Raw genomic sequence first — 26,353 nt, 5'->3', positions numbered from 1 at the left:
CCTGCGCGCCGACCGCCTTTTTTTACGCCGTATCGAACGCCGATCAGGCGTTGATGACGCCCTTCAGATACTCGCGGATGCCTTCGTCAGTGGCATTGGCGAAGAAGTATTCCTGGAACTTTTCACCGGCCACGGTCGCCTTGAGCAGGTCCTGGTCGATGGACTTCAGGACGGTCAGCATGTCGTTGCAGGTGACGGCCTTCAGGCTCTTCAGGATGCCGCGGTTCTTGGCCATGATCTCGGCGCGTTCCTTGGGATAGCCCAGACCGCGCTCGCCCTCGAACAGCTTGCGATAGACGTCCTGCAGGTTCAGCTCGGCCGCCCAGCCGAAGCCCTTGGCGTAGGGCATGGAGATGGCGTTGCCGTCGTTGATCTGGCCGAACAGGAAGGCGTCGGTCGGGTCGATGACCAGGCCGCAGAAGACGCCCGGCATGGAGTTGGCGGCCAGCATGGAGCCCATGCCCGTGCCGCAGCCCGTGACGACGAAGTCGGCGGCGCCCGAGTTCAGCAGGATGCCCGCCAGAAGCCCGTTCATGACGTAGGTCAGCGAGGCCTTATCCTCGGGCGTGTACATGCCGTAGTGGAAGACCTGATGGCCCAGGGGCTCGGCAACGGCGGTCAGGGCGGAATGCACCGTCTCGCTCTTCGCGGCCTGGCTGTTTTCAATGATGAGAGCGATTTTCATGGGGGCGATCCTCAAGACGGTGGCGAAGCGATGCCGATCTGATGCCGGCGATTATGGTCTAACCGATTGCATCATAATATGACACCGGTTACCTAGTCCACTGAAGGACGGACGCAAGATCCGTCACGGCGGCTCGCCCAGCGAGCCCCCAGGGAGCCCGGCATGTATTACGACCCCATGTACGACAAGGTCTATCAGGCCACCCATCCCGACATGATGGACGGCGCCTCGAACCAGCAGCTGCGGGATCGCTACCTGATCCAGGGCCTGTTCGTGCCGGGCAAGGTCAGTCTGAACTATTCGCACCACGAGCGGATGATCATGGGCGGCGCGACCCCGACGACGAGCCCCCTGACCCTGCCGACCCATTCCGTACCGGCTTCGCTGGCCGGCGCGCCCCTCCTGCAAGGCCGTGAACTGGGCATCGTCAATATCGGCGGCGCCGGAGCGGTCACCGTCGACGGCGAGGTGCTCGAACTGGGTTTCCGCGACGGCGCCTATGTGCCGATGGGCTCTATCGATGTCTCCTTCACCTCGAAGGACGCTGCCGAGCCCGCCAAGTTCTATCTGGTCGCCACCCTGGCCCACACCCGGTACGACCTGACCAAGATCTCGATCGCCGACGCCGTGCCGCTGGAAATGGGCGCGCTGGAGACGTCCAACGAGCGGACGATCTATCAGTACATCGTTCCGGCCAAGGTGAAGTCCTGCCAGCTGCTGCTGGGGGTGACGGTTCTCAAGCCCGGCTCGGTGTGGAACACCATGCCGCCGCACATTCACGACCGCCGCTCGGAAGCCTACCTCTACTTCGGCCTGGGCCAGGACGACCGCGTCTTTCACTTCATGGGCGAGCCGGACAAGTCCCGCAATATCGTCGTCGCCGACGGCGAGGCCGTGATCTGCCCGCCGTGGTCGATCCACATGGGCGCGGGCACGTCGAACTATACCTTCATCTGGGGCATGGGCGGCGAGAACCTCGACTACACTGACATGGACAAGCTCGACATCTGTCAGCTGAAATAAGGACCTATGGGCATGGCCAATCCTTTTGATCTGACCGGCAAGGTCGCACTGGTCACCGGCGGCAACACGGGCATCGGTCAGGGCATCGCCCTGGCTCTGGCCGCAGCGGGCGCCGATGTCGCCTCGGTCGCACGCCGCGCCTCGGACGACACGGTCGGCAAGGTGCTGGCCAAGGGCCGCAAGGCTGTCTCCATCCAGGCGGACCTGACCTCGATTGAGCCGGTCGAGCGCGTTCTGGACGAGGCGACCGCCGCCCTCGGCCCCGTCGACATCCTGGTGAACAACGCCGGCATCATCCGCCGCGCCGACGCCGTGGACTTCTCGGAGCAGGACTGGGACGACGTCATGAACGTCAACCTCAAGGTCCTCTTCTTCCTCAGCCAGGCGACGGCCAAGCGCATGATAGCCGACAACCGTGGCGGCAAGATCATCAACACCGCCTCCATGCTGTCCTATCAGGGCGGCATCCGCGTGCCGTCCTACACTGCGTCGAAATCCGGCGTGGCGGGCCTGACCAAGCTGATGGCCAACGAGTGGGCCAAGCACGGCATCAACGCCAACGCCATAGCGCCGGGCTACTTCGCCACGGACAATACCCAGGCCCTGCAGGACGACCCGGTGCGCTCCAAGGAAATCCTGGGCCGCATCCCGGCCGGCCGCTGGGGCGACCCGTCGGACATCGGCGGCGCCGCCGTCTTCCTGGCCAGCCGCGCCAGCGACTATGTGCAGGGCATCACCCTGCCGGTCGACGGCGGCTGGCTGGCGCGCTGATCCCGCGCTAGCGTTCCGACCATGACCCAGACGAAATCGGGCGGCCGCATTCTTTGCTTTGGCGAGATGCTGCTGCGGTTCAGTCCGAACCAGAACGAGCTGCTGCTGCAATCCCCTGCCCTGACCGCGCGTCCGGGCGGGGCCGAGGCCAATGTCGCCGTCGCCCTGGCCCGCTTCGGCGCGCCGGCGGCGATGGCCACGGTTCTGCCCGACAACGCCCTAGGTCAGGCCGCACGCGACGAGGTGCGGCGCTACGGCGTGGACACCACGCCCATCGTCTTCTCGCCTGGCCGCATGGGCCTCTATTTCCTGACGCCGGGCGCGGTGCGTCGCCCGTCCGAAGTCCTCTACGACCGCGCCGGCTCGGCCTTTGTCGAGCGCGTCGCCGACGCCTTCGACTGGGATGCCCTGCTGGACGGCTATGAGTGGCTGCACGTCTCGGGCGTGACACCCGCCACCGGCCCCAACGGTTCGCGCGCGGCGGTCGAACTGGTCGAGGCCGCCGTCAAGAAGGGCGTCCGCGTCAGCTACGACGGCAATTTCCGCGGCAAGCTGTGGGAACAATGGGCAGGCGATCCGCCCGGAACCCTCGGCCAGATGCTGGCCGGCGCCGAGATCGCCTTCGCCGACGACCGTGACTTCGCCCTGGTGTTGAAGACCAAGTTCGAGGACGCCGATCCCAATGCGCGCCGCCGTCTGGCCGCCGCCGCGGCGTTTGAGGCCTTCCCCCGCCTGCAACGCATCACCTGCACCCTGCGCGTGCAGGAAAGCGTCGCCGATCAGGCCCTGTCGGCGGTCATGCTGACGCGCGGAGCCGGCGGCGAGGTCGTCGAGACCTGTGCCGAAGCCATCCACATGACGGGCGTGGTGGACCGGGTCGGCGGCGGCGACGCCTTCGCCTCGGGCGTGCTGTTCGGCCTGTGGAGCGGCTGGTCCGACCAGGAGGCCCTGGACTTCGGTCTGGCGGCAGCGGGTCTGAAACACTCGGTGCCCGGCGACTTCAACCTGTTCACCGCCGCCGAGGTGCGCGCGGCCATGGGCGACGGCGGCTTCGACATTCGTCGCTGACGGTTTCGTGAAAACCGGGGCGTTTTCAAGGGCGCCCCGCCACTAGGAAACCGGTGTCAATTGTGTTTAGCTTCGCTGAACTCAAGCAGCCGTCAGAGCTGCGAGGCGACGCATCCGAGGAAGACACCATGACGCTCATGAACCGCCGCGCCCTGCTGGCCGCCGGCGCCGCCGCGACCTTCACGGCCGCCTCCGCTCCCGCCCTGGCTAAAACCGTCCTTCAGGCCGCGCCCGACCGCGCGGCTGTCTTGGCGGCTATGAAGCGCGCCACCCGCTTCATGACCGAGGAGGCCGCCGTCGAGGGCGGCTATGTCTGGAACGTCCTGCCCGACTTCTCGCGCCGCTGGGGCGAGCTGGAAGCCTCGCCGACCATGATCTGGGTCCAGCCGCCCGGCACGGCGACGGTCGGCCACGCCTTCCTTGACGCCTACCACGCCACCGGCGACGAGCAGTTCTACGAGGCCGCCAAGTCCGCCGCAGACGCCCTGGTGCGCGGCCAGCATCCGGCGGGCGGCTGGAACTACGTCATCGACACGGCCGGCGAGGAATCGCTCAAGCGCTGGTACGCCACCTACGGCAAGAACGCCTGGCGGATGGAGGAATTCCACCGCTACTACGGCAACGCCACCTTCGACGACGCGGGTACGGCCGAGGCCTCGCAGCTGCTGCTACGGGTCTATCTGGAGAAGCGTGAGCGCAAATATCGCGCCCCGCTGGACAAGGCGATCCAGTTCGTCCTCGACGCCCAGTACCCCAACGGCGGCTGGCCACAGCGCTATCCCTTCGTCGAAAACGGCGGCATCCACGGCCACGAGGACTACACCCCCTACATCACCTTCAACGACGACGTGGCGGGCGAGAACCTAGAGTTCCTGCTCTATGCCTATCAGGGCTTGGCGGTGAACGGTCGCGGCGATGCGCGCCTGCTGGACGCCATCCATCGCGGCATGGACATCTATGTGAAGACCCAGCAGCCCATGCCGCAACCGGCCTGGGGCCTGCAGCACTTCCCCGACACCCTGAAGCCCGCCGGCGCGCGGACCATCGAGCCGCAAGCCTTCGCCACGCACACCACGGGCGCCAATATCAAGTCTATGCTGGGCTTCTATCGCCTGACCGGCGATCGCAAATACATGGCGCGCCTGCCCGAGGCCCTGGACTGGCTGGATCAGGTGAAGACACCGCAGAACCTGATCGCGCCGGGCCGCACCCACCCGACCTTCATCCTCGAGGGCTCGAACACCCCGGTCTATATCCACCGGCGCGGGTCCAACATCACCAACGGCCAGTATTACGCCGACACGAACCCGAACAATCTGATCGTCCACTACGGCTCGTTCCGCAACGTCGACACGGCCGCCCTGCGCCGCGAGTACGAGGAGTTGGCGGCCCAGTCGCCCGAAGAGGTCAGCCGCAACTCGCCGCTGAAGGCCCGCGCCGGTTCGCTGAAACTGCCCAAATACTTCACGCTTCAGGATGTGGACGTCTGGGACATGTCGTCCGACGCCCGCCGTCTGGCCAAGCCCGCGCCGGGCCGCGCCGCGGAACTGGTCGCCGGGCTGAACGCGCGCGGCTACTGGCCCTCGCCCCTGACCACGACCTCCAACCCCTATATCGGCGAGGCCCCGGCGGCGGTGACAGGCGGCGAGTACCAGACCACCCGCGTCGGCGACCTGTGGGACACCTCGCCCTACAACACCGACTATCCGGTCGAGTGCGTCTCGACCCAGGTCTTCATCCGCAACATGGGCGAACTGATCGAGGCTCTGGAGGGCTGATGAGTCTGGCGTCGGCGCCTAGAGATAGGCGCCGACCTGCCAGGGCACGAACTCGTTGTCGCCGATACCGAGGGCTTCGGACTTGGACGGCTCGCCCGAGGCCACGGCCAGCATCCGCTCGAAGATGGCGCGGCCGACGTCCTCCATCGCCACGCCGGTCAGGACCGGAGAGGCGTCGATGTCCATGTCCTCGTCCATCCATCTGGCCAGCCTGGCGTTGGAAGCGACCTTGACCGACGGCGCGGGCTTGGCGCCGAAGACCGAGCCCCGCCCCGTGGTGAAGACGATCAGATTGGCCCCGGAGGCGATCTGCCCCGTCGCCGAGCAGGGATCATAGCCGGGGCTGTCCATAAAGCTGAGCCCCTGGGTCGTCAGCGGCTCGGCATAGCCGATCACGTCGTTCAGCGGCGTCGAACCCGACTTGGCCACCGCGCCGAGCGACTTCTCAAGAATCGTCGTCAGGCCGCCCTTCAGATTGCCGGGCGACGGGTTGTTGTTCAGCTCCATGCCGTGCTTGTCGGCATAGGCCCGCCACCATTCCAGACGCGCGTTCAGCCGATCCGCCACGTCCTGCGACGCCGCCCGGCGCAGCAACAGGTGCTCCGCGCCCCAGATCTCCGGCGTCTCCGACAGCATGGCCGAGCCGCCATGCGCGACCAGAAGGTCCACCGCCGCACCCAAAGCCGGATTGGCGGTGACGCCAGACCAGCCGTCCGACCCGCCGCATTGCAGACCGACCGTCAGGTGCGAGGCCGACACCGGCTGGCGCTCGACCTTGGCGGCTTCGCTCACAAGTTCGCGGACGATCTCAACGCCCGCCTCGATAGCGCGGGCCGTGCCGCCGGCTTCCTGAATGGTCAGGGCGCGCAGGGTCGGACCGGCTTCGAGGCCCTCATTGGCCAGCCAGGCCGGAATCTGATTGGCCTCGCAGCCCAACCCGACGATCAGGATGGAATGGAAGTTCGGATGCCGGGCGTATCCCGCCAGTGTCCGCTGCAGCAGGGTCGTGTCGCTCGACAGCGACGAGCCGCCGCAGCCGCCCTGATGGGTGAAGGCCACCACCCCGTCCACGCCCTCAGGCAGGCTGGCGTCTGGGAAGGCGTCGGCGATCCGCCGCGCCACCGTGGCCGAGCAGTTCACGCTGGTCAGGACGCCAATATAGTTGCGCGTCCCCACCCGACCGTCCGCACGGACGATGCCGCTGAAGGTCGCGCCCGACAGGGCCTCAGGCGTCCGCACGTCCGCCCCCACCTCGGCCTCGCGCCCGTCCTCGGCCATAGCCAGGTTGTGGACGTGGACATGATCGCCAACCGCGATCGCCGCCTTGGCCCGGCCGATGACCTGCCCATAGCGGCGGACCAGACCGCCCTCCTCCACCGCTCTACGGGCGATCTTGTGCCCGGTGGCGATGTCGGCGCGCGCGGGCGCAGCCAGACCTTCGGGCGTTTCGCCCACAGCGATATCGTCCAGGGCGATCGCCACATCATCGGCGGAGTTCAGGATCAGGACGCGGCTCATGCTCTACTCCGTCACGCGGCGCGCGGCCTCAACCGCCCCGTGCTCTTTCAGGGACAGGAAGGCGCCGGTGACCGCCTCGACGAAGCGTCGATCACTGGCCAGGGCCTCGGGGAAGACGGCCGACAGGGTCAGCAGGGCGCGGACCTGGGCCTCATCGTTCTCGGACGCCGCGATCAGTTCGGCGGTGCGCGCCGCCAGAGGATCGTCGACCACAACGGCCTCACCGCTCTCCGTCACGCCCTCCTGCCAGCGCATCCAGGCGGCGACGCCCAGGGCCAGAGCCTCGATCCCCTGCCCGGCCGTCAGCCGTTCTGCCGCGCCCGCCAGCAGTCGTTGGGGCAGTTTCTGCGACCCGTCCATGGCGATCTGGCGCGTCCGGTGCATCAGGGCCGAGTTGGAGAAGCGGGCCATCAGTTCCTGGCGATAGGCGGCCACATCCAGCCCCGGCGGCGGGTTCAGCGTGGTCTGCGCCTCGTCCCACAGGGCCTCGATGAAGGCGCGGAAGGCCGGAACCGCCACAGCCTCATGCACGTGTTCGTAACCCGACAGGGCGCCGAGGTAGGCGACGGCGGAATGGGCGCCGTTGAGCAGGCGCAGCTTGGCGTCTTCCCATGGCTCAACCCCGTCGGTCAGTTGCACGCCGAAGGCGGCGAAGTCCGGCCGCTCTCCCGCGAACCAGTCCTCGATCACCCACTGGGTGAAGGGCTCGGCCTTGACCATGCCCTGATCCTCGACGCCCAGACGCGCGGTCAGGCGGGCCACGTCGTCAGGAATGGTGGCCGGCACGATCCGGTCGATCATGGTCTGGGGGAAGGCTCCCTCGGTTTCGATCCAGTCGGCCAGCGACGAATCAATGCGCCGGGCCATGGCGATGACGCCGGCCCGGATGCGCTTGCCGTTATGGGGGATGTTATCGCAGCTGATGACGGTGAAGGGCGCGAGCCCCGCCGCCTTCCTCGCCTGCAGGGCCGCGACGATGAAGCCCGGCGCGGTGCGCGGCGAGGCGATGTCGGCCAGGTCGGCGGCCACGTCCGGATCGTCCACCAACAGATCGCCGGTAGCTGGATCAAGACGATAGCCCTTCTCGGTCACCGTCAGGGTGATGATGTGGACGTCGGCGTCGGCCATGGCCGCAACCAAGGCGGCAGGTTCTTCCGGCCCGACCAGAACACCGCGACCAACGCCGATGACGCGCAGATGCTCTTCCGCCCCGTCGCGAACGACCAGTGTGTAGAGCCCGTCCTGCGGGTTCAGTTGGTCGCGCACGCCCGGCGACCTCAGCGAGGCGCCCAGCACGCCCCAGCGCAGATCGCCGCTCGCCAGGGCGTCGTCGAACACCACCGCCTGATGGGCGCGATGGAAGGCGCCGATGCCCAGATGGACCACTCCGGTCTTCACCTGAACACGGTCATAGGCCGGGCGCGCGACGTCGGCGGGCAGCCCCTTCAGGGCCGCGTCATTCAGGCGGGTCACAGCTTGTAGGCCGCCTTGACCAGACCATAGGTCAGGGCATGGGCCAGTTCGTGGGCCTCGTCCTCTTCCATCCGGTGCTCGACCACCAGCTTGGCCAGGAAGCCGCAGTCCATGCGGCGAGCCACGTCGTGACGGGCCGGGATCGACAGGAAGGCGCGCGTGTCGTCGTTGAAGCCGACGGTGTTGTAGAAGCCCGCCGTCTCGGTGACCTGCTCGCGGAAGCGACGCATGCCCTCGGGGCTGTCGTGGAACCACCAGCTCGGCCCCAGCTTCAGCGCCGGATAGTGACCGGCCAGAGGCGCCAGCTCGCGGCTGTAGGCGGTCTCGTCCAGGGTGAACAGGATCAGGGCCAGGCGCGTGTCCGAACCGAAGCGATCCAACAGGGGCTTCAGCGCCCGCACGTAATCCGTCTGGGTCGGGATATCGCAGCCCTTGTCGCGGCCGAAGCGGTTGAAGACCGTGGCCGAGTGGTTTCGGAAGCTGCCGGGGTGAAGCTGCATCACCAGACCGTCCTCGACCGACATGGCGGCCATCTCGGTCAGCATCTGGCCGCGGAAAAGTTCGGCGTCAGCCGCGCTGGCCGGGGCGGTGGAGACGCGCTTGAACAGGGCCTCGGCGTCCGCCTTCGACAGGTCGGCGGTGAAGGCGGTCGGGTGACCGTGGTCCGTCGAGGTCGCGCCCATTTCGATGAAGAAGGCGCGACGGTCGCGCAGGGCTTGCAGATAGCCCTCCCAGTTCATCGTATCGCGCCCGGTCTGCTCGGCCAGAACCTTCAGATTGTCGCGGAAGCCCTCGTAGTCGGGGTCCAGCACCGGGTCCGGGCGATAGGCGGTCAGGACCCTGCCCTTCCAGCCCGAGGCGTTGATGACCTTGTGGTGCTCCAGGGTGTCGAGGGGACTTTCCGTCGTAGTCAGGACCTCGATGTTGTAGCGGTCGAACAGGGCGCGCGGCTTGAAGGCGTCGGTCTTCAGCGCGGCGTCGATGACGTCGTAATAGTGATCCGCCGTCTCGGCCGACAGACGCACGTCGATGCCGAAGGCCTCGGCGTAGACCCAGTCGTGCCACATGCGCGAAGGCGTTCCGCGGAACAGGTGGTAGTTCTCGGCGAAGCGGCGCCAGATCTTGCGCGGATCAGCCTCGACCGGCCCGCCGTCGGCGCGCGGCACCCCCAGGTCCTCCATCGCCATGCCCTGCGAGTGCAGCATGCGGAAGACGTAGTGGTCGGGCGTGATCAGAAGTTCGGCCGGGTTGGCGAAGTTCTCATTGCCCGCGAACCAGCTGGGGTCCGTGTGGCCGTGCGGGCTGATGATCGGCAGGCCCTTCACCTCGGCGTAGAGACGACGCGCGACGGCCCGCGTGTCGGCGTCGGCCGGAAACAGGCGGTCGGGGTTCAGGCGAAGCGGCTGGGTCATGCGACAACTCGGGACTGGATTTCGGACAGTCAGAGCAGGACGCAAGGCTCAGCGAATCGCATTGTCGTCGGACCCATTGATCCGAATCCGACAGGGCCGCTTCCCCTTTCGCCGCCCCTCTGACGGGGGTGGTCGTTGGTTCTTTTCTTCGGGCGCAGAACCGACGTGCGGCTTCGATGCGATCAGCGTTCGTCATCATCTTGCCACACACTGGAAACTGTGCGTAGCTTTATATGACACCGGTGGCAGAGGCTGACAAACGCCAAATGACACCGGTTCCCGCGATCGCGGAGGCTGGAACGGAGGCGCTCGATCTCCGAAAGGCCCAACTGGGAGGAGGACATAGATGACCCACCACGCTACCCGTGCGCGCTACGCGCTGACCCTCGGCGCCTCGCTCGGCGCCCTGACTCTGGCCCTGGCCGGCGCCGCTCATGCGCAGGACGCCAGCCCGGCCGACGAACAGGACGCCACCACGGTCGATGAGATCGTCGTCACCGGCTTCCGCGCCAGCCTGCAAAACGCCCTGAACATCAAGCGTCGCGAAGCCGGCGTGGTCGACGCCATCTCGGCCGAGGACATCGCCGACTTCCCCGACACCAACCTGGCGGAATCCATCCAGCGCATTCCGGGCGTGTCGATCGACCGTGACGCCGGCGAAGGCCGCTCGATCACCGTGCGCGGCCTGAGCTCGGAGTTCACCCGCACCCGCATCAACGGCATCGAGGCCCAGGCCACGACCGGCGCGACCGACTCCTCGGGCGGCGTGAACCGCGGCCGCGGCTTCGACTTCAACGTCTTCGCCTCGGAACTCTTCAACAACATCACGGTCCGCAAGACCGCCTCGGCCGAGGTCGAGGAAGGCTCGCTGGGCGCCACCGTCGACCTGCGCACCGCGCGTCCGTTCGACTATCAGGGCTTCACCGCCGTCGCCTCGGTGCAGGGCGGCTACAACGACCTGTCCGAAGAGTGGAGCCCCCGCTTCGCCGGCCTGATCTCCGACACCTGGATGGACGGCAAGTTCGGCGCCCTGCTGTCGCTGGCTTACAGCGACAAGAGCTCGATCGAAGAGGGCTTCAGCTCGGTGCGCTGGGGTCCCGCCAACGGCGACAACGGCTTCCAGAACCCGGGCGCCCTGCCCGGTGGTTCAGCCGCAGCGGGCGGCCTGTTCCACCCCCGCATCCCGCGCTACGGCCGCCTGAGCCATGAGCAGGAGCGCATCGGCGCGACCCTGTCGCTGCAATGGCGCCCGTCGGATGCGACGACCATCAGCCTGGACGGCCTCTATTCCAAGCTCGATTCGACACGGAAGGAGAACTTCCTCGAAGCCTGGTCGCTGAGCCGCAACGCCTCTCAGGGCGGCAAGCCGCAGGTCGACATCGTCGAAGCCATCGCCGACCCGAATACGGGCGAGCTGGTCTATCTGCGCCTCGACGACATGGACATGCGCACCGAGGAACGCTTCGACATCCTGAAGAGCGAGTTCTCGCAATACACTCTGGAAGTCGAACATGACTTCTCGGACACCGTCCGCTTCCGCGGCGTGGCCGGCCGCTCCAAGTCGGAATTCGGCAACCCGCTGCAGGTCAACGCCATCATCGACCATCAGGACGGCGACGGCTGGTCGATCGACTTCCGCGAAAACCGCAACCTGCCCAAGATCGTCTATGGCTTCGACGTCACCGATCCGAACCAGTGGAAGATCACGGGTCCTGCCGGCGCCCAGCCGCTGTCGGAACTGCGCATTCTGTCCAGCGAACAATCCAACACCTACACGACCTTCGAGGGCGGCTTCGAGTTCGACATCGACGACCGCATGACCTTCAAGGTCGGCGCCAGCTACAAGGAATACCAGTCGCTAGGCTCTGGCTATGCCCGTCAAACCAACGCCGCGCCCGCCATGCCGGCCGGGGCGACGATCGGCAGCCTGACCTATCTGCTCGACGGTTTCGGCAAGAACCTGGACCTGCCCTCGGGCTCGGCTACGGCCTGGATCTCGCCCAACCTCGACGCCATCATGAAGGCCTATGGCGCCGACTGCCTGTGCAACACCGGCGTGGCCGGCGGCGATTTCCGCCTGCTGGGACTTGAGAACGGGTCCACGGCTCTGGGCAACTGGCGCGACGTGACCGAGAAGGACACCGGTCTGTGGGCCCAGATGGACTGGAACACGGAATGGGCCGGCATGCCGGTTCGCGGCAACTTCGGCGCGCGCTGGGTGAACACCGAGGTCGAGGCCGCCGGCTACTCCGCCCTCAGCGGCGTGACCACCCGCGTCACCGGCGCCAATAACTATGACGACATCCTGCCGTCGCTGAACCTGTCGATCGAGCCCATCGAAGACGTCATGGTTCGCTTCGGCGCGGCTCGCGTCATGTCGCGCCCGCCAGTCACCAACCTGGTGCCGGTCTTCTCGCTGAGCGCGCCGAACGCCGCCAACCGTACGGCGTCGCTGGGCAATGTGAACCTGGACCCCTACCGCGCCGATACCTTCGACCTGTCGCTGGAGTGGTATTTCGCGCCGGAATCCCTGCTGTCCCTGGCGCTGTTCTACAAGGACATCTCGACCTATGTTCAGACCACGCAGCAGACGCTGACCTATGCGGAGCTGACGGCGATGAACCCGGCGGCCTTCCCGGCTGGCGCCGATCGACCGCCCTCGGACCAGTATGTCTTCAGCACCCCCACCAATACGCCGGGCGGACCGCTGACGGGCTTCGAGATCAGCTATCAGCAGCCCTTCACCTTCCTGCCGGGCGCCTTCTCGAACCTGGGCGTGCAAGCCAACTTCACGCACGTCGAGTCGGAAATCGACTACTGCACCACGGCCGCCTGCAACGTCTATGTGACAGCGAACCTGGTGAACCTGTCGCCCGACGCCTGGAACGCGACGCTGTATTATGACGACGGTCGCTTCAACGCCCGCGTCTCGGCCGCCTATCGCGACACCTATTATCAGCAGGTGCCGGGCGCCAACGGCGGCACGCGCGGCATCGCCGTCACCGGCAAGACCGAGACCCTCAGCATCGACGCCTCGGCCTCCTTCGACGTCAACGACAAGCTGGCTCTGTCGATCGAGGGCATCAACCTGACCGACGAGTTCAACCGTCAGAACCACAGCGAACTCGATGGCGTGCGTGACAGCACCTACGTCTATCACCACACGGGCCGCCAGATCTTCGTGGGCGCCCGCTACAAGTTCTGATCCGACTTACATCGCACTCCTGAGCGGTGAACTTCGGCGCTGGCGGTCTGACCGCCAGCGCCTTCTTTTTATGTCCGGCAGTGCTCGACGAAGCCATTGATGAAGCGCGCCAGACGGCGGCGGGCGTCCTCGTCCGTCAGCTGACCGTCCGCGTCGAAGGCCGAGCCCGCGTGAGGCAGCATCATGCGCCCGCCGAACCAGGGCGCGGTTCCCAGGGTCCGCAGGACCGGCAGCCAGGCGGCCTGGCTCATCATCGTGCCGAAGGGACCGGGCGAGGCGCCCAGGACCGCCACCGGCCGCCCGCCGAACACCCTTTCGATGTCCGAGGCCGGACGGCTGAGCCAGTCGATGGCGTTCTTGAACACGCCGGGAACGCCATTGTTGTACTCGGGCGTGAACAGCAGCAGGCCGTCGCAGTCGGCGATCAGATCCTTCAGCACGACCACCGCCTCGGGAAGGCCCTGATCCCGCTCGACGTCGCCGTCATAGAGAGGAATCCCCCTGATCGAGCCCTCGATCAGGTCCACGCCCTCGGGCGTCATGCCCTGGGCCGCCCGCAGCAGGGCGCTGTTATAGGAGGCGGCCCGCAGGCTGCCCGACACTCCAACCAGACGCATCAGTCTTTCGTCTCCGCAAAGGCATAGGGAGTCGCGCGCGGCGACGCAGGCGTTTCACCGTGAATCTGCTGCTCGGCGCAACCTTCGGCGAGGAAGTCGAGCAGCAGCCGCACCGAGGGCAGCAGGCCGCGCCGCGACGGGAAGACCGCGTGGACGATCCACTTCCTGGGTCGCCAGTCCGGAAGGATGTCGATCAGCCGCCCGGCCGCCAGGTCGCCGGCCACCGCCACCGTCGGCAGCAAGGCCACGCCCAGTCCCTGACGCGCACCCTCGTGAAGCATATGCAGGTCGTCGGTCACCAGCCGCGGCGCATGACGCACCGAGGCGGTCATCCCATCCCTGTGGTGCAGGGCCCAGACGTGGTCGCGATGCGCCGGACCGAAGTCCAGACTGGGCCAGCTCGCCAGGTCCGCGGGGCCGGCGGGCGTCGCGAACCGCGCGAGCAGATCGGGCGCCGCGACCAGACGGTGCACGCTCTCGTCCAGCTTGCGCATGACCAGATCCGTCTGCTCCAGCGGCGGCTCGCGCACGCGAATGGCCAGATCGAAGCCCTCGCCGATGACGTCCACCCGGCGGCTGGTGCCGTCCAGTTGCACATCGACCTCGGGATACCGGGCCATGAAGCGGGCGATCAGCCCGCCCATCTGATAGGTCAGCAGTCCCGGCGCGCAGGCCACGCGGATGGTGCCGCAGGGCTCGGATCGCGCGCCGTCGATCACCGCCTGCGCAGCCTCGGCCTCGACCAGCATGGCCAGACAGTGCCGGTAGTATTCCTGACCGACCTCGGTGACCGAGAAACGGCGCGACGACCGCTGGATCAGGCGCGTCCCCAACTGGTCCTCCAGAAAGGCGATGCGTCGGCTCAGCTTGGACTTCTGCATGCCCAGAGCCCGCGCCGCGGGGGCGAAGCCGCCGTGATCCACCACCTGGACAAAGTAATAGAGGTCGTTGAGGTCTCTCATCGTCCTATTGATAGGACGCAGCGAGGCGATTTCGCAATCTTCTGCGGTCGGCGTTCCAACGGCATAAGACCTCAACGCGATCGGCAGGGTCTGGTCGCCCCGAAGGAGACACATCATGAAGAAGGTTCTGGGACGTTACGGCAATGATCGCGGCCACTGGGTCGGCGACGGTTTCCCGGTTCGCTCGCTGTTTTCCTATGACGCCGCAGGCAAGCACGTCACCCCCTTCCTGCTGCTCGACTACGCCGGCCCCTACAACTTCGAGCCGACGACCGAGCGGCGCGGCGTGGGCCAGCATCCGCACCGCGGCTTCGAGACCGTGACCATCGTCTATGACGGCGAGGTCGAGCACCGCGACTCGACCGGCCAGGGCGGCATCATCGGCCCCGGCGACGTCCAGTGGATGACAGCGGGCGGCGGCATCCTGCACGAGGAGTTCCATTCTCCGGCCTTCTCGCGCACCGGCGGTCCGTTCCGCATGGTGCAGTTGTGGGTCAACCTGCCCGCCAGGGACAAGATGACCCGCCCCGGCTACCAGTCGATCCTGAACGCCGACATTCCGACCGTTTCCCTGCCCGACAACGCAGGCACGGCCCGGATCATCGCCGGCGCCATGGACGGCTCGAAAGGCCCGGCCAGCACCTTCACCCCCATCAATGTGTGGGACGTGCGGCTGAACCGGGACGCCGAGACGACGCTGGACCTGCCGGAAGGCCACACCGCCATCGTGGTCGTGCTGTCGGGCCACGTCACCGTCAACGGCGATCAGCCCGCCGGGTCCGCCGAGGCCCTGCTGCTGGACCGTCAGGGCGACAGCGTCACTCTGCACGCCGATGCGGACACGACCCTGCTGATCCTGACCGGAGAGCCGATCGACGAGCCCATCGTCGGCTACGGCCCCTTCGTGATGAACAGCGAGGACGAGATCCGCACGGCGATCACGGACTTCAACAGCGGCCGCTTCGGCGACATTCCCGCCGCCGTGTGACAAGCTGAACAACAGGCGGTCCGGCGCGTTCCCCGGACCGCCGCCCCATTCGAGGAAACACCATGATCGAACTCGTCATCGACCAGCGTCGCAAGGATCTCGGCGGCTTCGAGGTGGGGCGCGTCCTGCCCTATGCGAAGCGCCGCATGGTCGGCCCCTTCGTCTTCTTCGACCACATGGGGCCGGTCGACATGCCCGCCGGCATTCCAAAGACCGTGGACGTGCGCCCGCACCCGCACATCGGCATCTCGACCCTGACCTATCTGTTCGACGGCGAGATCACGCACCGCGACAGCCTGGGCGTGCAGCAGGACATCCGTCCGGCCGAGGTCAACTGGATGACCGCCGGCAGCGGCGTGACCCATTCCGAGCGCTTCGAACGCGCCCGCATGGAGGGTCTACGGCTGGAGGGCATTCAGGCCTGGCTGGCCCTGCCCAATGGTCAGGAAGAGATCGACCCGTCCTTCCAGCACGTCGGATCGGCCGACCTGCCCACCTGGATCGAGAACGGCGTGAAGGGGCGTCTGGTCGCCGGCGAAACCATGGGCATGAAGGCGGGGGTCAGCACCTTCTCGCCCCTGCACTACATGCATCTGGAACTGGAGCCCGGCGCCCGCTTCCAGACTCCGACCGACCATTCAGAGAGCGCGGTCTACGTCGTCCAGGGCCTGGTCGAGATCGACGACGGCAAGCCTCTGGGTCACGGCCAGATGGCGGTGTTGTCCAGGGGCGCCCCGTCGGTGATCCACGCCCTGCAACCGACGACCGTCATGGTGCTGGGCGGCGAACCGGTGGGCGAACGCTTCATCGAATGGAACTTCGTTTCCTCGTCGCGGGACCGCATCGAACAGGCCAAGGCCGACTGGCGCGCCGGGCGCATGAAGCTGCCCGACATGGACGATCAGGAGTTCATTCCCCTGCCGCCCGATCGCCCCGACTCCGCCCCCGCGATGTCCTGACCGGAGCCCTCAGCATGGCCATCGCCCACGCCCATATCGGAACCGCCCGCTACCGGACCTCGATCCGGACGGGCGGAGATTTGAAACACGAACTGACCGCGGACGAGCCCGAACGCCTGGGCGGCGCAGACAGCGGCCCTGCCCCGTTCGATCTGCTGATCTCGGCGCTGGGGGCGTGCACCGCCATCACCCTGACCATGTACGCCGAGAAGAAGGGCTGGCCGCTGGAGGGCCTGGACGTCCAACTGGAATACCGGGGCGGCGAAACCCCGCCGCGCATCGAACGCGTGCTGACGCCCGAAGGGCCTCTGGACGACGCCCAGCGCGCCCGTCTGGCCGAGGTGGCCGAGCGCACGCCCGTCACACTGGCGATCAAGAACGGCGTTCCGGTCCACACCACCCTGGTCGCCTAGAGCCGCTCAGGTCAGGCCGGCGATCCGGCTGAGGGCCGGAATGTCGAAGTGCGCTTCCAGCACCTCGGCGATCCGGTCCAGGGCGCGGTCGACGCGCTCGGTCTGGTCCACCCCGTCCGACGAAGCCCCTAGATCGGCCAAGATCGCCGCCCGCGCCTCGGCCTGATCGAACAGGCCATGGACATAGAGGCCGGCGATCCGACCATCGGCCGACATCGCGCCATGCGGACGCCCCTCGATGCGGGCGAAGGGGCGGCTCGTATCCGGGCCATCGGTCTGGCCGAGGTGAATTTCATAGCCTGCGAACGCCGCATCCGAGGCCGCCAGCGCCCCTGTGGTCTGGCGCAGGGTCTTCTCGCCGGCCAGCACGGTCTCAACGTAGAGCAAACCAAGGCCCGGCGCCGAGCCCGCCACGCCCTCGACGCCGTCAGGGTCGCTGATCGTGCGGCCCAGCATCTGATAGCCGCCGCAGACGCCCAGCACCCGCCCGCCGCGCCGCACATGGGCGGCGATGTCGACGTCCCAACCCTGAGCGCGCAGGAAGGCCAGATCGGCCAACGTCGCCTTGGTCCCCGGCAGGATGATCAGGTCGGCGTCGCCCGGGAGAGCCGTGCCCGGCGGGACGAAGCCGAAGTCCACGCCCGGCTCGTGCCTTAAGGGATCGAAGTCGTCGAAATTGGCGATGCGCGACAGCATGGGCACGGCGATGCGCACGCGCCGCCCCGCCCCGCGCCCGGCGGCCCGATCCAGCACTACCGCATCCTCGGCCGGCAGGGATCGCGCATCGGCCAGCCAGGGCGCCATGCCCAGATCGGCCCAGCCGGTGCGGCGTTCGATCTCGGCTCGACCTTCATTGAACAGGGATGGATCGCCCCGGAACTTGTTGATCAGAAAGCCCTGGATCATCCCCCGGTCGCCCTCATCCAGAACGGCATGCGCGCCGACCAGGGCGGCGATGACATGGCCCCGGTCGATGTCGCCGACCAGCACCACCGGCACATCGGCGGCGCGAGCGAAGCCCATGTTGGCGATGTCGCCGGCACGCAAATTGGTCTCCGCCGGACTGCCCGCCCCCTCGACGATGACCAGATCCGCCTCGGCCTGAAGGCGGTGGAAACTGTCGAGCACCACGTCCAGCAGAGCGGCCTTGCGGTCCTGATAGCCCGCCGCCTGCCAGACGCCCTCGACCCGGCCACGCACGACCAGTTGAGCCCCCGTGTCGCTCTGCGGCTTCAAGAGGACAGGGTTCATGTCCACGGTCGGCGGGGTGCGGCAGGCCAGGGCCTGAAGCGCCTGCGCACGGCCGATCTCGCCGGATCGCCCCTCGGCGTCGGGGGCGGTGACGGCGGCGTTGTTGGACATGTTCTGCGGCTTGAACGGCCGCACGGTCAGGCCGCGATTGGCGAACAGTCGGCACAGACCCGCGACCAGCACGGACTTGCCCACGTCCGAGCCGCAGCCCTGGATCATCAGCGCCGCCATCGGCCCTCCGCGTACATCCCGTTCATCATTGGACCTAGGGCCGCGCCCTGGTCTGGGTCAACCAAAGACCGGACGCCAGCGTCGCCGCGATTTGCAGAGCGCCCGCGCATGGCGTCAAATCCCCGCAGTTTTGATTCTCGGGGGCTTCCACACATGAAACGTCTGCTCGTCGGCCTGTCGGCCCTGTGCATCGCCACGCCTGCCTTGGCCCAATCGGTGGACCGCGTCGCCATCAACGGCATCATTGATCAGGGCCTGAACCACAGCGAGGTCATGCAGACCGCCGCCTATCTGACCGACCGGATCGGCGGGCGGATGACCAATTCGCCGCAGATGCGTCAGGCCGAGCAGTGGAGCCAGCAGCAGTTCCGCGACTGGGGTCTGTCGAACGTCCGCGCCGAAGGGTTCGAGTTCGGCCGCGGCTGGTCCATCGTCCGCTCCAGCGCCCGCATGACGGCCCCGCGCGCCATCGAACTGCGCGCCATTCCGGTGGCCTGGACCCCCTCGACCAACGGGACCATCAACGCCGACGTCATCGTCGCCCCGATCACCAAGGTCGAGGACTTCGACAGGTGGCGCGGCAAGCTGTCCGGCAAGATCGTCATGCTGACCCGCCCGGACACGGGCTCCGAGCCGACCGAGCCGGCCTTCCGCCGCTGGACCGACGCCGAACTGCGCGACCGCAACACCTATATCCAGCCGCAGCACGCCCACGTCCCCGTCGAACGCCAGCTGAAGATGGCCGAGTTCGCCGGCCGCCTCGACGCCTTCCTGGCTGAGGAAGGCGCCCTGGCCTGGGTGCGTATGTCCCAGCGCGACGGCGGCCTGCTGCACGGCACCGGCTACACCTATCAGGTCGGCGCCACGCCCAAGCTGCCGGGCATGGAGATCGCCGCCGAGGACTATCGTCGCCTCGCCCGCCTGGCCCTGACCGACACCCCGCCGATGCTGTCGTTGCTCAGCGAGGTCCAGTTCCACGACGAGGACGTCAACGCCTACAATATCCTGGCCGATATTCCCGGCACGGACCGCTCGGGCGAGTACGTCATGGCCGGCGCCCACCTCGACAGCTGGGTAGCTTCCGACGGGGCCCAGGACAACGCCGCCGGCAGCGCCGTGGTCATGGAGGCCGCCCGCATCCTGTCGCAGATGAAGGTCAAGCCCAAGCGCGCCATCCGCTTCGCCCTGTGGAACGGCGAGGAACAGGGCATCCTGGGTTCGCTGGCCTATGTCGACCGCTATCTGGCCACGCGCGCGCCCGCGACGGACCCGGCCCTGGCCGCCCTGCCCAACAACCGCACCTGGCGCAACCGCTGGCCGGTCGAGCCGCGCCCCGGCTATCGCGACCTGGTCGCCTATTTCAACCTGGATAACGGCTCTGGCAAGATCCGGGGCATCAACACCGAGGGTAATGTCGCCGCCGCCCCCATCTTCCAGGAATGGCTGGCGCCGTTCGCCAGCATGGGCGCCACCACCGTCTCGCTGCGTCCTTCCGGCGGCACTGACCACGTCTATATGCAGACGGTGGGCGTACCCGGCTATCAGTTCATCCAGGACCCGCTCGACTATTCCAGCCGCATCCACCACACCAGCATCGACAGCTATGACCACCTGAAGCCCGAAGACCTGCGTCAGGCGGCGATCATCCTGGCCAGCTTCCTGCTGAACGCGGCCAACCGCGACGCCCCCCTGCCGCGCATGCCGCTGCCCACCGAACCGACGCCGACCGACCCGTTCGCGTACCCGGCTGACTAAGGCGCACTGACAAGCGAAACGGTCGGACACCCCCGCACACCTCGTGCGGGGGTGTTTTCGTTTAGTGCCACCTCTTTCGAATACGACGACCGCTGGCAAGACTGATCGACTCGCCCTATTTCAGAATAATATATAATATTGGCTCGAATATCCACTTTTACAGAATGATATCTATCATTTAGATCGGCTCTCGCTGGCATTGCAGTTTGAGCACTCAGAATGATAGATAATTCAAAACCCGACGCAGCCGCGATCTACAACGCGCCATTCATGGAACTGCTCTATCGGGCTCAGACGGTGCATCGGGCCCACTTCGAGCCGAGCACGATCCAGTGCTCCAAGCTTCTGTCCATCAAGACCGGGGGCTGCCCCGAAGACTGCTCCTACTGCTCGCAGTCGGCGCGCTACGACAGCGAGCTGTCAGCCTCCAAGATGATGGAGGTCCAGAAGGTTCTGAACGAGGCGCGCAAGGCCAAGGCGGCGGGCGCGACGCGCTACTGCATGGGCGCGGCCTGGCGCTCACCCAAGGAACGCGACATGCCTGGCGTCCTGGCCATGGTCCGGGGCGTCAAGGCCATGGGTCTGGAGACCTGCATGACCCTGGGCATGCTCAGCGACGACCAGGCGGCCCAGCTGCGCGAGGCCGGCCTCGACTACTACAACCACAACATCGACACCTCGGAGCGCTACTATTCCGAAGTCATCACCAGCCGCACCTTCGCCGACCGGCTGAACACGCTGGACCGCGTCCGCGCGGCGGGGATCAACGTCTGCTCGGGCGGCATCGTCGGCATGGGCGAGACGGCCGACGACCGTATCGACATGCTGCGCACCCTGGCCGAGATGGAAGAGCCGCCAGAATCCGTGCCGATCAACATGCTGATGCCGATGAAGGGCACGCCGATGGCCGACATGGCTCCGCTGGACCCCATCGAGATGGTGCGCACCATCGCCACGGCCCGCATCCTGATGCCGCGCGCCTATGTCCGCCTGTCGGCCGGGCGCTCGGAGATGAGCGACGAGCTTCAGGCGATGTGTTTCTTCGCCGGCGCCAACTCGATCTTCGTCGGCGACACCCTGCTGACCGCCGACAACCCCGGCGAGGACAAGGACGCCCTGCTCTTCAACAAGCTGAACCTGCGCGCCGAAACCGTCGAGGCCGCCCCGGCCTGCCTCAAGCCCGCTGAGGAGCCCGTGCAAGAGCAGGCCGCGTGAGCTCCCATCCGCGCCATCGCGCCGGCCTGGACGCCCTGGCCGCGCGCGATCGGTTGCGGGCCCGAGCCCCGGCGGCCGGACTCGACTTCGCCTCCAACGACTATCTGGGGCTGGCCGGGTCCGACCTGCTGAAACAGGCCGCGCTCGACGCCCTGGGCCGGGGCGTGCCTGTGGGGGCCGCCGGGTCGCGGCTGCTGCGCGGCAACCACCCGGAACACGAAGCTCTGGAGGAAGAGGCGGCCGCCTTCTTCGGCGCCGAGGCCGCCCTCTTCATCGGCGGCGGCTTTCAGGCCAACCACGCCCTCTTCTCGGTCCTGCCCATGCAGGGTGACCTGGTCCTGTACGACGCCCTGATCCACGCCAGCGCCCACGACGGGATGCAGCTGGGCCGGGCCGACACACGCCCCTTCGCCCACAACGACGTCGCCGCCGCCGAGGCCGAGATCCAGTCCTGGCGCGCCGGGGGCGGATCCGGCCGCGTCTGGCTGGCGGTCGAGAGCCTCTATTCCATGGAGGGAAACCTCGCCCCGCTGGACCAGCTCTTAGAACTGGCTCGTCGCCACGACGCCGTCCTGGTGGTGGACGAAGCCCACGCCACCGGCCTGTTCGGTCCCATGGGCGCGGGCCGCGCGTTGAGCCAGCCGCACGACCCGAACCTGCTGACCCTGCACACCTGCGGCAAGGGGCTGGGGGCGGTCGGGGCCCTGATCTGCGGCGACGCGGTGCTGATCGAGACCCTGGTCAACAAGGCCCGCCCCTTCATCTTCGCCACCGCCCCCTCGCCGCTGAACGCCGCCGTGGTGCGCGCCGCTCTGGCCGCCCTGCGGGACCGTCCCGACCTCCGCGAGCGCGCCTGGGCCCGCATCGCCCACGCCCACGCCGAGGCCCGGCGCCTGTGCGGGCTGGACGGCTTCGAAAGCCAGATCCTGCCCGTCCACATCGGCGCGGACGGCGAGGCCGTCGCCCTGGCCCGGACGCTGCAATCGCGCGGCTACGACGTGCGCGCGGTCCGCCCGCCCACGGTGCCCAAGGGCACGGCGCGCCTGCGTATCTCGCTGACCGGCGCCGCGGATCAGGCCGCCGTCACGGGCCTGTTCGAAACCCTGTCAGACGTCGGATCCGCCTACCTATGAGCACTGTCATCGTCACCGGCACCGACACCGGCATCGGCAAGACCGTCTTCAGCGCCGGGCTGACCCGCGCGCTTGGCGCCACCTACTGGAAGCCGGTCCAGTCCGGCCTGGACGAAGCCACCGACAGCGAGACCGTGGCCCACCTGTCGGGCCGACCCGTCCTGCCCGAGGCCTATCGCCTGCAGATGCCCGCCTCGCCCCACCTGTCGGCCGAGGCTGAGGGCGTCGCGATCGACCTCGCCCGCCTGACCCCGCCCACGGTCGAGGGACCGCTGGTGATCGAAAGCGCCGGCGGGCTGATGGTGCCGCTGACGCGGCAGCACCTCTTCCTCGACGTCATCGCCGGATGGAAAGCCCCTGTCATTCTGGTGGCGCGCACCAGCCTGGGCACCATCAACCACAGCCTGCTGTCGCTGACCGCCCTGCGCTCCATGGGCTGCACGGTGGCGGGCGTCGCCTTCGTCGGCGAGGAGATGGCCGACAGCCGTCGCATCATCGCCGAGATGGGCGGTGTGCGCGATCTGGGGCGGCTGCCCTTCCTCGCTGACCTGACCCCTGACGCCTTGACCGCCGCCTTCGAGGCCATCGACGTCGCCGCCATTTGCGAGACCCTGTGATGGACGACGCCATCGCCTTCGACCGTCGCCACCTCTGGCGCCCCTACGCCGGGATGCGCGAACCCGGCCCGGTCCATTACGTGGTCGAGGCCGAGGGCGTCTGGCTGACCCTGGCCGACGGCACACGCATGATCGACGCCATGTCCTCCTGGTGGTGCGCGGCCCACGGCCATCGCCATCCGCAGATCGTCGCCGCCATGACGGCCCAGCTCAACCGCATGCCGCACGTCATGTTCGGCGGCCTGACCCATGATCCCGCCATCGATCTGGGGCGGCGGCTGGTCGCCCTGCTGCCCGACGGGTTGAACCGCATCTTCTATTCCGACAGCGGCTCGGTCGCCGTCGAGGTGGCGCTGAAGATGGCGCTGCAGGCCCAGGTGGCGCGCGGCTTTCCCGCCCGCACCGCCTTCGCTGCCGTGCGCGGCGGCTATCACGGCGACACCTGGAAGGCGATGAGCCTGTGCGACCCCGACACGGGGATGCACGGCCAGTACGGTCGCGCCCTGCAGATCGAGCACTTCGTCGCCGCCCCGCCCATCCCCTTCGACGCGAAATGGGACGAGGACCCGGCCCGCAACGGCCTGGCCGAAGTGGCGCGGCTGTTTGAGGCGCACGGCGAGCGGATCGCCGCCTTCATCCTTGAGCCCGTGGTTCAGGGCGCGGGCGGGATGCGCTTCTATCACCCGGCCTATCTGACCGGCCTGCGCGCCCTGTGCGACGCGCACGGCGTCCTGCTGATCTTCGACGAGATCGCCACCGGCTTTGGTCGCACCGGGCGGATGTTCGCCATGGATTTCGTCAGCGTCGTCCCCGACATCCTCTGCCTGGGCAAGGCCCTGACCGGCGGCCACATCACCTTCGCCGCCACAGTGGCCCGCGAGGATGTAGCCGAGGCCATCTCGGCCGGGTCGCCCGGCGTGCTGATGCACGGCCCCACCTTCATGGCCAATCCCCTGGCCTGCGCCGCCGCCGGGGCCAGTCTTGATCTTTTGCAGGACGGCGGCTGGCGCGACGCGGTCGCCCGGATCGAGGCCCAACTCCGCGCCGAACTGGCTCCGGCCCGACGGCTCGACGGCGTGCAGGACGTCCGAATCCTCGGCGCCATCGGGGTGATCGAGATGAAGGCTCCGCTGGACACCGCCCGCGTCCACGCCTTCGCAAAAACCTCGGGCGTCTTCCTGCGCCCCTTCGGTCGGCTGCTCTACGCCATGCCGCCCTATGTCGTCCGGCCGGACGAGCTGACGCGCATCACCACCGCCATGCTGGACATCGCTGGGTGGCGCGCATGAAGGCTCAGTGGCTGCAACGCGACGGCGCTGACGAGCTGATCGTCGTGTTCGGCGGCTGGGCCCTCGGCGCCGCGCCCTTCGCCCATCTGGGCGGCGAGACCGACGTTTTGCTGCTCACCGACTATCGGAGGCTTGATTTCGACCCCGAGCCGCTGCGCCCCTATGCCCGGCGCAGCCTGATCGCCTATTCCTTCGGCGTCGGGGGGACAGGCCACGCCCTAGCCTCGAAAGAACTCGACTTCGATCGCATGATCGCCGTGTGCGGCTCCCTGCACCCCGTCGACGAGCGCCTCGGCATCCCGCCCGAGCGGGCCCGCCAGACCGCCGACCAGTTAACCGAGACCAGCCTGCGCCAGTTCGCCCGCCGCGCCGGCGCTCCCCTGCCCGAAGCCAGCGACATCCCCGCCCTGAGAGACGAACTGCACGCTGTCATCGCGCGCGGCCCCGCTCCCCACCCCGGCTTTGACCGCATCTGGCTGGGACGCAATGACCGCATCTTTCCGCCCGAGAATCTGGAAGCGGCATGGCGCGATCAAAGCGACCGCGTCTGCTGGCTCGACGCCGGCCACAACCCGTTCCCCGCCTTCGCCGACTGGCGCGACCTCCTGGCATGAGCGCCATCGCCCGCGTTCAGCGCAGCTTTCGCCGGGGCTTCGCCACCTATGACGACAGCGCCCTGGTGCAGAAGGCCATCGCCCGGGGCCTGATCCGCCGTCTGCTGCGCCACGCCGCCGACACCCGCCTCACCCGCGTTTTCGAAGCCGGTTACGGCACCGGCCAGCTGACCCGGCTTATGCTGCAGCGCCTGCCGATCGAGACCCTGCACCTGAATGATCTGGCGGCGCCGCCCCTGCCCTTCGCGCCGCAGGCCGACTACCGCCCTGGAGACATCGAAACCCTGGCTCTGCCCCCGGACCTCGATCTGGTCATCTCGGCCTCCATGATCCAGTGGATCGCCGATCCGCAGGGGCTGATCCAGCGCCTGTGTGAGGCGGTGCGGCGCGGCGGCTGGCTGGCCCTGTCCGGCTTCGGCCCCGACCACTTCCCCGAGCTTCAGGCCCTGGGCAGTCAGGCCGCCGCCCCGTCGCTGCTGTCGGCCGCCGCCATGGCCAGTCTGCTGCCGTCCGGCTGGACCGTGCAGGAGTCAGGGTCGCGCGTCCGATCCCTATGCCTCGCCACGCCGCGCGAAGTACTGCGCCACCTGCGCGACACCGGCGTCAACGGCCGCGCCAGCCGTCCCTGGACCCGCCGCGATCTCGACGCCTTCTGCCACGAATATGATGCGCGGTTTGGCCAGTCAGGCCGCGTCCCCCTGACCTATCAGCCCGTCTGGCTGATCGCGCGAAAGGCCTAGACCGCCCGTCCCAGATGGCGCTCGGCCGTGGCCAGCGCCCCCTGCACGTCGCGGGCGCGGATCGCCGCCATCAAGGCGTGGTGGTCGGGATCGGGCCGCGGCTTCCACCGCTCCCTGTACTGCACCAGCATATGCCGCGAGCCGTGCAGTTGCAGATTGCCCACCTCTTCCAGCAGGCGCGGCATGCCGCAGGCCGCCATGGTCCCCAGGTGGAAGGCGCGATTGGCCGCCTCCCAGCTATGGATGTCGGTCGCCGCGTCGCAGGCCAGACGCAGGTCCTCCAGCCGCCCGATCTCGTCCTGGGTAAGGTTAGGCACTGAATGCATCAGCGCCACCGGTTCCAGCGCCGCGCGCATCAGCTTGACCTCGCGCTGGGCCGCCTGATCCAGTGGCGCGACCCGAACCCCGACATTCGGTTTGCTGACCGCCAGCCCCTTGGCCACCAGACGCAAGAAGGCCTCGCGCACCGGGACATGGCTGACCTTGAACTCGTCGGCGACGTGTTCCTGGCGGAGCTTGGCGTCCGGCGCGAGTTCGCCGCGCACGATCCGAACCGTCAGTGCATCAGCGATGCCGTCCGCGGAAACACCAGGTTTGGAAACGGCCACACAACCTCCGACGTCGCGCAATTATCTA

23 protein-coding genes are annotated in these 26,353 nt (G+C 67.8%); 15 read left to right on the top strand and 8 right to left on the bottom strand.

The genetic code is table 11. The features are described 5' to 3' along the window. Nucleotides 1-43: 43 nt before the first annotated feature. Entirely contained in the window at nucleotides 44-685 is a 642-nt protein-coding gene (locus ACI2KI_RS15170) for an RpiB/LacA/LacB family sugar-phosphate isomerase (protein ID WP_292081898.1), read from the bottom strand. A 177-nt stretch (nucleotides 686-862) separates the two neighbouring features. Between ACI2KI_RS15170 and kduI the strand changes: the two genes are divergently transcribed. The 4 genes from kduI (at nucleotide 863) to ACI2KI_RS15150 (ending at nucleotide 5,325) form a co-directional block, all read left to right on the top strand. After that, a complete protein-coding gene (gene kduI, locus ACI2KI_RS15165; protein ID WP_404621577.1) occupies nucleotides 863-1,708 on the top strand; it encodes a 5-dehydro-4-deoxy-D-glucuronate isomerase in 846 nt (281 codons plus the stop codon). 12 nt (nucleotides 1,709-1,720) lie between these two features. After that, complete coding sequence (gene kduD / locus ACI2KI_RS15160) at nucleotides 1,721-2,479, top strand: 2-dehydro-3-deoxy-D-gluconate 5-dehydrogenase KduD (protein WP_404621395.1); 759 nt, start codon at nucleotides 1,721-1,723, stop codon at nucleotides 2,477-2,479. A gap of 21 nt (nucleotides 2,480-2,500) precedes the next feature. Beyond that, nucleotides 2,501-3,547: a PfkB family carbohydrate kinase gene (locus tag ACI2KI_RS15155; RefSeq protein ID WP_404621393.1), complete on the top strand. Its 1,047-nt coding sequence runs from the start codon at nucleotides 2,501-2,503 to the stop codon at nucleotides 3,545-3,547. Between the two features lie 128 nt (nucleotides 3,548-3,675). Continuing rightward, nucleotides 3,676-5,325 carry a pectate lyase gene (locus ACI2KI_RS15150; RefSeq protein ID WP_404621391.1) on the top strand — a complete coding sequence of 550 codons (1,650 nt, stop codon included), beginning with the start codon at nucleotides 3,676-3,678 and terminating at the stop codon, nucleotides 5,323-5,325. Nucleotides 5,326-5,343: 18 nt separating this feature from the next. Here the strand turns inward: ACI2KI_RS15150 and ACI2KI_RS15145 are convergent, their stop codons facing one another. The 3 genes from ACI2KI_RS15145 to uxaC are packed head-to-tail and all read right to left on the bottom strand — an operon-like array spanning nucleotide 5,344 to nucleotide 9,728. After that, nucleotides 5,344-6,843, bottom strand: coding sequence for a UxaA family hydrolase (locus ACI2KI_RS15145; protein WP_404621389.1), 1,500 nt, complete (start codon nucleotides 6,841-6,843; stop codon nucleotides 5,344-5,346). A gap of 3 nt (nucleotides 6,844-6,846) precedes the next feature. Further along, entirely contained in the window at nucleotides 6,847-8,316 is a 1,470-nt protein-coding gene (locus ACI2KI_RS15140) for a mannitol dehydrogenase family protein (protein ID WP_404621387.1), read from the bottom strand. After that, complete coding sequence (gene uxaC, locus ACI2KI_RS15135) at nucleotides 8,313-9,728, bottom strand: glucuronate isomerase (RefSeq protein WP_404621385.1); 1,416 nt, start codon at nucleotides 9,726-9,728, stop codon at nucleotides 8,313-8,315. Before uxaC ends, ACI2KI_RS15140 begins: the two co-directional genes overlap by 4 nt. Before the next feature lie 346 nt (nucleotides 9,729-10,074). Here uxaC and ACI2KI_RS15130 point away from each other — a divergent pair, with 346 nt between their 5' ends. Further along, the gene (locus ACI2KI_RS15130) at nucleotides 10,075-12,933 is read left to right on the top strand and encodes a TonB-dependent receptor (protein ID WP_404621383.1); all 2,859 of its coding nucleotides are present in this window, start codon (nucleotides 10,075-10,077) and stop codon (nucleotides 12,931-12,933) included. A gap of 68 nt (nucleotides 12,934-13,001) precedes the next feature. Here the strand turns inward: ACI2KI_RS15130 and ACI2KI_RS15125 are convergent, their stop codons facing one another. Beyond that, entirely contained in the window at nucleotides 13,002-13,550 is a 549-nt protein-coding gene (locus ACI2KI_RS15125) for an NADPH-dependent FMN reductase (RefSeq protein ID WP_404621381.1), read from the bottom strand. Further along, nucleotides 13,550-14,512 (bottom strand): LysR substrate-binding domain-containing protein, encoded by a 963-nt coding sequence (locus tag ACI2KI_RS15120; RefSeq protein ID WP_404621379.1) that lies wholly within the window; start codon nucleotides 14,510-14,512, stop codon nucleotides 13,550-13,552. Before ACI2KI_RS15120 ends, ACI2KI_RS15125 begins: the two co-directional genes overlap by 1 nt. Before the next feature lie 115 nt (nucleotides 14,513-14,627). Between ACI2KI_RS15120 and ACI2KI_RS15115 the strand changes: the two genes are divergently transcribed. From ACI2KI_RS15115 to ACI2KI_RS15105, 3 genes are all read left to right on the top strand, one after another. Next, nucleotides 14,628-15,500: a pirin family protein gene (locus tag ACI2KI_RS15115; RefSeq protein ID WP_404621377.1), complete on the top strand. Its 873-nt coding sequence runs from the start codon at nucleotides 14,628-14,630 to the stop codon at nucleotides 15,498-15,500. A 62-nt stretch (nucleotides 15,501-15,562) separates the two neighbouring features. Next, entirely contained in the window at nucleotides 15,563-16,459 is an 897-nt protein-coding gene (locus tag ACI2KI_RS15110) for a pirin family protein (protein ID WP_404621375.1), read from the top strand. Nucleotides 16,460-16,473: 14 nt separating this feature from the next. Next, entirely contained in the window at nucleotides 16,474-16,872 is a 399-nt protein-coding gene (locus ACI2KI_RS15105) for an OsmC family protein (protein ID WP_313102744.1), read from the top strand. Nucleotides 16,873-16,878: 6 nt separating this feature from the next. Here ACI2KI_RS15105 and ACI2KI_RS15100 read toward each other — a convergent pair whose 3' ends face one another. Then, nucleotides 16,879-18,354 (bottom strand): cobyric acid synthase, encoded by a 1,476-nt coding sequence (locus ACI2KI_RS15100; RefSeq protein WP_404621373.1) that lies wholly within the window; start codon nucleotides 18,352-18,354, stop codon nucleotides 16,879-16,881. Between the two features lie 153 nt (nucleotides 18,355-18,507). On the opposite strand from ACI2KI_RS15100, the gene ACI2KI_RS15095 reads away from it, so the two are divergent. The 7 genes from ACI2KI_RS15095 to ACI2KI_RS15065 all read left to right on the top strand — a co-directional run bounded on the left by ACI2KI_RS15095 (nucleotide 18,508) and on the right by ACI2KI_RS15065 (nucleotide 25,717). Continuing rightward, nucleotides 18,508-20,109 carry a M20/M25/M40 family metallo-hydrolase gene (locus ACI2KI_RS15095; RefSeq protein WP_404621371.1) on the top strand — a complete coding sequence of 534 codons (1,602 nt, stop codon included), beginning with the start codon at nucleotides 18,508-18,510 and terminating at the stop codon, nucleotides 20,107-20,109. A gap of 219 nt (nucleotides 20,110-20,328) precedes the next feature. Next, on the top strand, nucleotides 20,329-21,324 hold the full coding sequence (bioB, locus tag ACI2KI_RS15090) for a biotin synthase BioB (RefSeq protein ID WP_404621369.1): 996 nt from the start codon (nucleotides 20,329-20,331) through the stop codon (nucleotides 21,322-21,324). After that, nucleotides 21,321-22,457: an 8-amino-7-oxononanoate synthase gene (locus tag ACI2KI_RS15085; protein ID WP_404621367.1), complete on the top strand. Its 1,137-nt coding sequence runs from the start codon at nucleotides 21,321-21,323 to the stop codon at nucleotides 22,455-22,457. The genes bioB and ACI2KI_RS15085 overlap by 4 nt, the downstream gene beginning before the upstream one ends. Next, nucleotides 22,454-23,074 carry a dethiobiotin synthase gene (gene bioD / locus ACI2KI_RS15080; protein WP_404621365.1) on the top strand — a complete coding sequence of 207 codons (621 nt, stop codon included), beginning with the start codon at nucleotides 22,454-22,456 and terminating at the stop codon, nucleotides 23,072-23,074. The genes ACI2KI_RS15085 and bioD overlap by 4 nt, the downstream gene beginning before the upstream one ends. After that, complete coding sequence (gene bioA, locus ACI2KI_RS15075) at nucleotides 23,074-24,363, top strand: adenosylmethionine--8-amino-7-oxononanoate transaminase (RefSeq protein ID WP_404621363.1); 1,290 nt, start codon at nucleotides 23,074-23,076, stop codon at nucleotides 24,361-24,363. The genes bioD and bioA overlap by 1 nt, the downstream gene beginning before the upstream one ends. After that, nucleotides 24,360-24,977 carry a pimeloyl-ACP methyl esterase BioG family protein gene (locus ACI2KI_RS15070; RefSeq protein ID WP_404621361.1) on the top strand — a complete coding sequence of 206 codons (618 nt, stop codon included), beginning with the start codon at nucleotides 24,360-24,362 and terminating at the stop codon, nucleotides 24,975-24,977. The genes bioA and ACI2KI_RS15070 overlap by 4 nt, the downstream gene beginning before the upstream one ends. After that, on the top strand, nucleotides 24,974-25,717 hold the full coding sequence (locus tag ACI2KI_RS15065; protein ID WP_404621359.1) for a methyltransferase domain-containing protein: 744 nt from the start codon (nucleotides 24,974-24,976) through the stop codon (nucleotides 25,715-25,717). Before ACI2KI_RS15070 ends, ACI2KI_RS15065 begins: the two co-directional genes overlap by 4 nt. On the opposite strand, the gene ACI2KI_RS15060 is transcribed toward ACI2KI_RS15065, so the two are convergent. Next, on the bottom strand, nucleotides 25,714-26,325 hold the full coding sequence (locus tag ACI2KI_RS15060; RefSeq protein ID WP_404621357.1) for a GntR family transcriptional regulator: 612 nt from the start codon (nucleotides 26,323-26,325) through the stop codon (nucleotides 25,714-25,716). The two genes, ACI2KI_RS15065 and ACI2KI_RS15060, sit on opposite strands and share 4 nt — an antisense overlap. Between the last annotated feature and the right edge of the window lie 28 nt (nucleotides 26,326-26,353).

Source organism: Brevundimonas sp. NPDC046655 (assembly GCF_044901625.1).
Classification (GTDB): Bacteria; Pseudomonadota; Alphaproteobacteria; order Caulobacterales; family Caulobacteraceae; genus Brevundimonas.
Note: the sequence above shows the minus strand (reverse complement) of the source record. Positions and strands in the feature narration are given on the sequence as shown.

Bases quoted from the DNA above. Each gene is read 5' to 3' on its own strand.
- kduI (WP_404621577.1), top strand. From the start codon at position 863: ATGTACGACAAGGTCTATCAGGCCACCCATCCCGACATGATGGACGGC.
- ACI2KI_RS15155 (WP_404621393.1), top strand. From the start codon at position 2,501: ATGACCCAGACGAAATCGGGCGGCCGCATTCTTTGCTTTGGCGAGATG.
- uxaC (WP_404621385.1), bottom strand. From the start codon at position 9,728: ATGACCCAGCCGCTTCGCCTGAACCCCGACCGCCTGTTTCCGGCCGAC.
- bioD (WP_404621365.1), top strand. From the start codon at position 22,454: ATGAGCACTGTCATCGTCACCGGCACCGACACCGGCATCGGCAAGACC.
- ACI2KI_RS15070 (WP_404621361.1), top strand. From the start codon at position 24,360: ATGAAGGCTCAGTGGCTGCAACGCGACGGCGCTGACGAGCTGATCGTC.
- bioA (WP_404621363.1), top strand. From the start codon at position 23,074: ATGGACGACGCCATCGCCTTCGACCGTCGCCACCTCTGGCGCCCCTAC.
- ACI2KI_RS15145 (WP_404621389.1), bottom strand. From the start codon at position 6,843: ATGAGCCGCGTCCTGATCCTGAACTCCGCCGATGATGTGGCGATCGCC.
- ACI2KI_RS15120 (WP_404621379.1), bottom strand. From the start codon at position 14,512: ATGAGAGACCTCAACGACCTCTATTACTTTGTCCAGGTGGTGGATCAC.
- ACI2KI_RS15110 (WP_404621375.1), top strand. From the start codon at position 15,563: ATGATCGAACTCGTCATCGACCAGCGTCGCAAGGATCTCGGCGGCTTC.
- ACI2KI_RS15105 (WP_313102744.1), top strand. From the start codon at position 16,474: ATGGCCATCGCCCACGCCCATATCGGAACCGCCCGCTACCGGACCTCG.
- ACI2KI_RS15100 (WP_404621373.1), bottom strand. From the start codon at position 18,354: ATGGCGGCGCTGATGATCCAGGGCTGCGGCTCGGACGTGGGCAAGTCC.
- ACI2KI_RS15095 (WP_404621371.1), top strand. From the start codon at position 18,508: ATGAAACGTCTGCTCGTCGGCCTGTCGGCCCTGTGCATCGCCACGCCT.
- kduD (WP_404621395.1), top strand. From the start codon at position 1,721: ATGGCCAATCCTTTTGATCTGACCGGCAAGGTCGCACTGGTCACCGGC.
- ACI2KI_RS15130 (WP_404621383.1), top strand. From the start codon at position 10,075: ATGACCCACCACGCTACCCGTGCGCGCTACGCGCTGACCCTCGGCGCC.
- ACI2KI_RS15125 (WP_404621381.1), bottom strand. From the start codon at position 13,550: ATGCGTCTGGTTGGAGTGTCGGGCAGCCTGCGGGCCGCCTCCTATAAC.
- ACI2KI_RS15170 (WP_292081898.1), bottom strand. From the start codon at position 685: ATGAAAATCGCTCTCATCATTGAAAACAGCCAGGCCGCGAAGAGCGAG.
- bioB (WP_404621369.1), top strand. From the start codon at position 20,329: ATGATAGATAATTCAAAACCCGACGCAGCCGCGATCTACAACGCGCCA.
- ACI2KI_RS15150 (WP_404621391.1), top strand. From the start codon at position 3,676: ATGACGCTCATGAACCGCCGCGCCCTGCTGGCCGCCGGCGCCGCCGCG.
- ACI2KI_RS15065 (WP_404621359.1), top strand. From the start codon at position 24,974: ATGAGCGCCATCGCCCGCGTTCAGCGCAGCTTTCGCCGGGGCTTCGCC.
- ACI2KI_RS15115 (WP_404621377.1), top strand. From the start codon at position 14,628: ATGAAGAAGGTTCTGGGACGTTACGGCAATGATCGCGGCCACTGGGTC.